The organism is Paraperlucidibaca sp., from assembly GCF_982810325.1.
The window spans coordinates 7709-14111 of record NZ_CEYEMI010000039.1; the positions used below are offsets into that span (position 1 = coordinate 7709).

General features: G+C 53.9%; 7 protein-coding genes. 6 read left to right on the forward strand and 1 reads right to left on the reverse strand.

Annotated elements, in window-relative coordinates; translation table 11 throughout:
- Positions 1-119: 119 nt before the first annotated feature.
- The 5 genes from AC3DKE_RS10260 to AC3DKE_RS10280 all read left to right on the forward strand — a co-directional run bounded on the left by AC3DKE_RS10260 (position 120) and on the right by AC3DKE_RS10280 (position 4891).
- Complete coding sequence (locus tag AC3DKE_RS10260) at positions 120-518, forward strand: TusE/DsrC/DsvC family sulfur relay protein (RefSeq protein ID WP_411729821.1); 399 nt, start codon at positions 120-122, stop codon at positions 516-518.
- Positions 482-1573, forward strand: a complete 1092-nt coding sequence (locus tag AC3DKE_RS10265; protein ID WP_487990617.1) for a glycosyl transferase family protein — start codon at positions 482-484, stop codon at positions 1571-1573. Before AC3DKE_RS10260 ends, AC3DKE_RS10265 begins: the two co-directional genes overlap by 37 nt.
- Positions 1570-2445 (forward strand): DUF1853 family protein, encoded by an 876-nt coding sequence (locus tag AC3DKE_RS10270; RefSeq protein WP_487990618.1) that lies wholly within the window; start codon positions 1570-1572, stop codon positions 2443-2445. The genes AC3DKE_RS10265 and AC3DKE_RS10270 overlap by 4 nt, the downstream gene beginning before the upstream one ends.
- Positions 2446-2520: 75 nt before the next feature.
- A complete protein-coding gene (locus AC3DKE_RS10275; RefSeq protein ID WP_487990619.1) occupies positions 2521-3879 on the forward strand; it encodes a cytochrome ubiquinol oxidase subunit I in 1359 nt (452 codons plus the stop codon).
- Positions 3845-4891 carry a cytochrome d ubiquinol oxidase subunit II gene (locus AC3DKE_RS10280; protein WP_340675159.1) on the forward strand — a complete coding sequence of 349 codons (1047 nt, stop codon included), beginning with the start codon at positions 3845-3847 and terminating at the stop codon, positions 4889-4891. Before AC3DKE_RS10275 ends, AC3DKE_RS10280 begins: the two co-directional genes overlap by 35 nt.
- Positions 4892-4931: 40 nt before the next feature.
- Here AC3DKE_RS10280 and AC3DKE_RS10285 read toward each other — a convergent pair whose 3' ends face one another.
- Entirely contained in the window at positions 4932-5606 is a 675-nt protein-coding gene (locus tag AC3DKE_RS10285; RefSeq protein ID WP_340675160.1) for a TetR/AcrR family transcriptional regulator, read from the reverse strand.
- A gap of 105 nt (positions 5607-5711) precedes the next feature.
- On the opposite strand from AC3DKE_RS10285, the gene AC3DKE_RS10290 reads away from it, so the two are divergent.
- Positions 5712-6403 (forward strand): efflux RND transporter periplasmic adaptor subunit (locus tag AC3DKE_RS10290; RefSeq protein WP_487990620.1); only part of this gene is annotated, 692 nt, incomplete at its 3' end.

Sequence of the window (6403 nt, forward strand, 5' to 3'; positions counted from 1 at the left end):
CTCGATGACGCCGTGCGCAGTCGAGGCCTAAACGCCCAATGGCCGGCGCACATCCCGCGCCTTAGCCACAGTGACTGGCTAAATTTACTGGCGCAACACCAACGCAGCCTGAGTTGGTCATGAGTCTGTTCTGGGATGTCACCGCGCTCGATAGCCGCCTAGGCCATCCAGAGCAATTCGACCCTGAAGGCTTTTTGCGCCAACCTAGCGAATGGACGCCGGAAATGGCAGAGGCCATCGCGGCATGCATTCCAAGCATCGGTGTCACTCACAAAAGCACAAATGAACCAAATAAAAGCGCAAGCTTGAGCGCCGACCATCTCGCTGTACTCAACGCCGCTCGCGACTTTTACCAACGCTTCCAGCGCATGCCAACCACACGCGTCTTTGTGAAGTTTTTAAGCCAAGAAGCACCACACGTGGGCAATAGCATCGCGCTCATGCAGCTATTTCCCGACACGCCCATGCGCTGGGTTGCCATATGCGCGGGCCTACCAAAACCACCGAACTGTTTTTAATTATGCGCAATCAATACCTAAACGCCGAACACCCATTTGCCCAATACGTACGCATCTTGGGTAAAGGTAAAAGCTCCAGCCGCTCACTCTCGCTAGATGAGGCGCGTGATGCCATGGCGATGATTGTTGCCGGGGAAGTTGAGCCAGTGCAGCTAGGCGCATTTTTGATGCTGCTGCGGGTGAAAGAAGAAAGCCCTGAAGAACTGGCTGGCTTTGTCATGGCGGCGAAAATAGCCATTGAAAAGCGCCGCGATGAAGCTCTGAAAGACGCAGGCTTACCAGCCATAGCAGTGGATTTGGACTGGTCATCCTATGCTGGCAAACGCAAACATTACCCGTGGTTTTTGCTCGCGGTAAAACTACTCTGCCAGCATGGCGTACGCATTTTTATGCACGGTGCCAGCGGCCATACCAGTAATCGTCTTTACACTGAGGCCGTGTTGCCGAGCTTAGATTTAGCGGTTTGCCAAAGCTGGGCTGAGGCTAGTGCAGCCATTGCCAACAATGGCTTTGCTTATCTGCCCGTGCGTGAGCTTGAGCCCGTGCTCGATGACATGATTCAGCTGCGCAGCCTGCTCGGCCTTCGCTCACCAGTGCACACGCTGACTCGCTTGCTCAATCCCACGCAAGCGCCAGCGGTGATGCAGGCCATCTTTCATCCTGCTTACCGAGAATCGCATCAACGTGCGGCACTGCTCTTGGGCTATGCCAATAGCTGCGTGATTAAAGGCGAAGGCGGCGAAATCGAGCGCAATCCTGACGGCACTTGCTTAGCCAAACGCGTGGTTAGTGGCGAGCCTGTAGACGAAGACTGGCCGATGATTTTTGATCAGCGCCATAGCCCTGAAGAACTGCTAAGCGATGACGTGATGCTGCGCGTGTGGCACGGCGAACAAGCGCACGAATACGGCGAAATGGCGATTATCGGCACGGTGGCGCTAACCTTGCGCACTTTGGCACTCAGCGACACGCCAGAAAACGCGATGATCATGGCGACAAGCTTATGGCAACAGCGCCATCACACGCCCGCCAAAGCATTAATAGCGCGCTTATGAGCGACTTCTGGCAAGCCTTTACGCAACCCGCTGTGCGCGATTTAGCATGGCTGATTGGCACGCCGCCGCTGCTAACACCATTAGGCGACACAGCTGGATTTTCCAACGTATATTGGCCAGATAACGCATTTTTCAGCGAACTTTTAACTGAAACCATGCCGCTACTGCAGAAGCTAGATCGCGAACCCGCAGCACTCATTGCGCATAGCGAAAATAGTCGCGACTACCGTCTTGGTTGCTACCTCGAGCGTCTGCTGAGCTTTTGGCTGGCGCACCCCGATAACCCGCGCTATGCGCTAGTCGCCGCCAATTTACCGATACGTGAAGATGGCATTACGCTGGGCGAGCTCGACTATCTCGTACGCAACAAACGCGATGGCACGCTGACGCATTGGGAGCTCGCGGTAAAATTCTATTTAGGCCGCCCCGAAACCAATCTCGATCAGCAATGGCTAGGCCCAGGTCTGCATGATCGCCTCGATATCAAGCGTGACCATTTATGCCAGCATCAGCTGCAGATAAGCCAAAAGGCCATCGCTCGCGAGATCATTAACGCGCATTTAGTAGCAACCGCAGAGCAGCCCTTAGGCAATGATGAGATAGCCCGCATGTGCTGGCTCAAAGGCCGACTATTTGCCGCCAGCGATAAGCAATGGGCTGTGGCCGACCCTACGCAGGGCAACCCAGAGGCGTTACGCGGCCACTGGTGTATAGACCACGAGCTGCCAAAAATGGCCGATAGCCGCCAAAAGCACGGCACCGTTAGTGCAAATTTCGACCAACCGCGCTTACGAGGCACGCGTTTATATCAGACTCAATGGTCAGTGCCGTCAGATTGGTTAAACACGGCGTATAGTCCTCGCCAACGCTAATTTTTCTGCGCCAAGTCACAATACTTTGTGATTTTATAGTTTAAAGTCTGATTAATTGATAACGAGGGTACGCTAGTGACCGATCCTGCCTTACTCGACGCCTTGATGCTTTCGCGCATCCAATTCGCCGCCAACATCAGCTTCCACATCCTATTCCCAACCATCAGCATGGGCTTAGCCTGGCTCATGGTGTTCTTCAAGATCCGCCACCATGTCACTGGCGACGATGGCTGGCTCCTCGTTTATCGCTTCTGGCTGAAAATTTTCGCGCTTACCTTCGCCATCGGCGTGGTCACCGGCATCACCATGTCATTCCAGTTCGGCACCAACTGGCCGGGCTATATGAATACGGTCGGCAATATCGCCGGACCATTACTCGCCTACGAAGTATTAACCGCGTTTTTTCTCGAAGCCGGCTTCCTCGGCATCATGTTGTTTGGTCGCGGCCGCGTGTCTGAAAGCATACACACCATGGCCTGCTTACTAGTCGCCATCGGCACTAGCATCTCGGCGTTTTGGATTTTAGCCCTGAACTCGTGGATGCAAACACCCACGGGTTTCGAGATGATCGACGGCCGCGCGCATGTCATTAGCTGGATGGAAGTCATCTTTAATCCATCTATGCCCTACCGCCTCACACATATGCTAATCGCAAGCGGTCTAACTACCTCCTTTTTGATTGCTGGTGTCTCAGCTTATCGCTGGCTACGCGGCGACCATGGCTCAGATGTGCGCATGGCTTTGCGCACCGGCGTAGTCTTAGCCGCCATGCTCATCCCAGTGCAAATCATGGTCGGCGATGCCCACGGCATCAATACACTGGAACATCAGCCCGCGAAAATTGCTGCCATTGAAGCCGTATGGACACGCGAAGCCTCGGTGCCACTACTACTATTTGCCATGCCCAATGAGGCTGAAAAACGTAACGATTACGCGATTGGCGTGCCCTACGGCGCCAGCTTAATTTTGACGCACTCGCTAGATGGCGAGCTGCCTGGCCTTGATGAATTCCCTGCTGGCCATGCACCGGTTGCCGCTGTTTTTTGGTCATTCCGCGTCATGGTCGGCATGGGTATGCTCATGCTCGCCATGGCATGGGGCTGGGCATTTTTGCTCTGGCGCCGTAAAGATAACTACCCGCGCTTAGCCTTACAGGGCCTAGTCGCCATGACCTTCTCCGGCTGGGTTGCAACTCTCGCTGGCTGGTATGTCACTGAAATGGGCCGCCAGCCCTGGCTCGTCACCAACGTCTTACTCACCAAAGACGCCGTTGGCGCCGTCCCTGCCGCCACGATTTTCGGCTCGCTAACCATGTACTTGCTAATGTATGCCTTCCTCATGGCGGCCTATGTCTCGGTAGTGTTTTACCTAGCGCAGAAAGCGCAGCACAGCGATGATCATGTCGACAACAACATCGCTACTGGAGGTCACTAATATGTTGCCTTGGATTCCCGATGACATGCTGCCGCTGATTTTTGCCGGCTTAATGGGCTTTACGCTGTTGCTTTACGGCCTGCTCGATGGCCTCGATCTCGGTGTTGGCGTGCTCTTGCGGCGCGCCAACATTGACGACAAACACATGATGATTGCCAGCATTGGTCCCTTCTGGGATGCCAATGAAACCTGGCTGGTGTTGGGCATCGGCCTATTACTGGTGGCCTTCCCCTCGGCGCACGGCATCATCCTCGGCGAGCTTTATATCCCTGTTTTAGTGCTGCTCTTAGGTCTGATTTTGCGTGGCGTTGCTTTCGATTTCCGCGTTAAAGCCCGTGCCAATCATCAACCCTTATGGAATGCCGCCTTTTATCTCGGCTCGCTGATGGCCTGCTTGGCACAGGGCTTTATGCTCGGTCATTTCCTCACCAATTTTGCCCATTCGTGGATGGCCTACGGCTTCTCCGCCTTTATTGGCCTCTGCTTTGTCGCTGGCTATGCCCTGCTCGGCGCCTGCTGGCTGATTTTGAAAACCGAAGGCCTGCTGCGCCAACGTGCCGTGCATTGGGCTCGCGGAGCTTTGTGGCTAACGGCTGCCGGCATCGCCGCAATCTCCTTAGCCACACCCTTGGTTAGCGCACGTATGGCCGAGCGCTGGTTCAGTCTGCCTAACCTGTACTACTTGCTGCCAATACCCGTAGTTACTACAGCCTTAGTACTAATGCTTGATCGTGTCTTAGCTAGCCTCATTGGTAACGATAATGAGCGCTATAGTTGGGTGCCATTTACTGGCGTAGTGACCTTGTTTTGCATCGCTTCAGGGGGCCTCGCCTATAGCTTGTTCCCCTATATTATTATCGACCAGATGACCATTTGGGACGCCGCATCAGACCCTGAGGCATTGCGCGTCGTCTTACTTGGCGTGATGTTTGTATTGCCGGTTATTCTGGCTTACACGGCATTTTCGTATCGCGTGTTTTGGGGCAAGGCCGAGCCTTTACTCTATCGTTGATAGCATCACTGGGCGCTAGTTAGCTAGCTTATAGCGCCTTTTAACTGCCATCGGCCTGCTCAAGGATATGACGCACGGCCGAGCGCAACTGTGTTAGCAAAGCCTCAGGATTTACTTTCGGGTTGCGAATGGCGCGAATGCGAATGCCATCAACCATCGCACCCAACATCTCCGCCTTCGCCACCACCACCGCATCACTCAAAACCTGCCCTGGATGCTTAGCTTGCCAAGATCGCCGCACCAAGCACTGCACAGCTTCACTGACTAAGACATCGGCGGCTTGCACCTGCTCAGCCACGCGCGCATTGCGCCCTGCCTCAGACAAAATTTCCATAATGAGTGCATTGCTGCTCGGATCTAGGCTGCGCATTAACGCGCCTTCAGCCTCCTCAACTAAGGTTGCCAAAACATCGTCGCTGCGAGCAAAACCCTGCATACGCGCAACAGTAATTCCGGCCTCATGCGCGACACTGGCGCCGATAATCGCCTCTTTATTTTCAAAATAATGATAAATATGGCCTGAGCTCATGCCCGCTTTTTTGGCAATGCTCGCGATACTGGCACCATGAAATCCACAAGCACGAAAACAATGCTCAGCGGCCTCAAGTACTTGCTGTCGGCGTAATTTAGCGCGGCTATCTGCGCTAGAACAGATGCCAGATTTTTCGGCAGACGCCGCCTTATCCATACTATATGCAGGTGTATGTTCAGACACTTTTTGCCTCATAGGCTATTGCTTATAGGTCAAGACTGACATATTTTAGAATGAACATTCAATCTATATTTATGACAGAGCTATTTCAGTCATAAACTCGAGGTCATGATGCAGCGTCTTCCTTACTTAGCCAGCGCCCTGGTGTTATCAAGCTTACTCAGTGCCTGCGGCAGCCAAGAAGCGCCAGCCAGTGCGCCGCCACCCGCCGAAGTGGGGATTATTACGCTAAAGGCGCAAGCGATTGACTTGACTACGACATTGCCAGGCCGCGTCACAGCCTTTCAAACTGCTGAAGTGCGGCCGCAAGTCGGTGGCATCGTTAAACGCCGTGTCTACGCCGAAGGCACTGAAGTTAAAGCCGGCAGCGTGCTCTATGAATTAGACCCAGCGACTTATCAGGCCGCATATGCCAGCGCCAGCGCATCCCTAGCCAAGGCCAATGCCCTAGCCAAACAGGCCAAATTGATCGCCAAACGCTATGAAGGCTTAGTGGCTATTAAGGCCGTTAGCCAACAAGAAAATGACGATGCCCAAGCATCAGCCGCCCAAACGCAGGCCGATGTAGCACTCGCTAAAGCCGCCCTCGATAAAGCCCGCATCGAGTTGAATTACACACGCATCACTTCGCCTATCAGCGGCCGTAGTGGCAAATCCAGCGTTACCGCTGGTGCACTACTCACCGCCAATCAAGTGCAAGCACTTACTACCGTGGTTCAGCTAGACCCCATTTATGTTGATATGACGCAGTCGAGCAGCGACTTTCTCGCACTCAAACGCGCTATCGAGCAAGGCGGCGT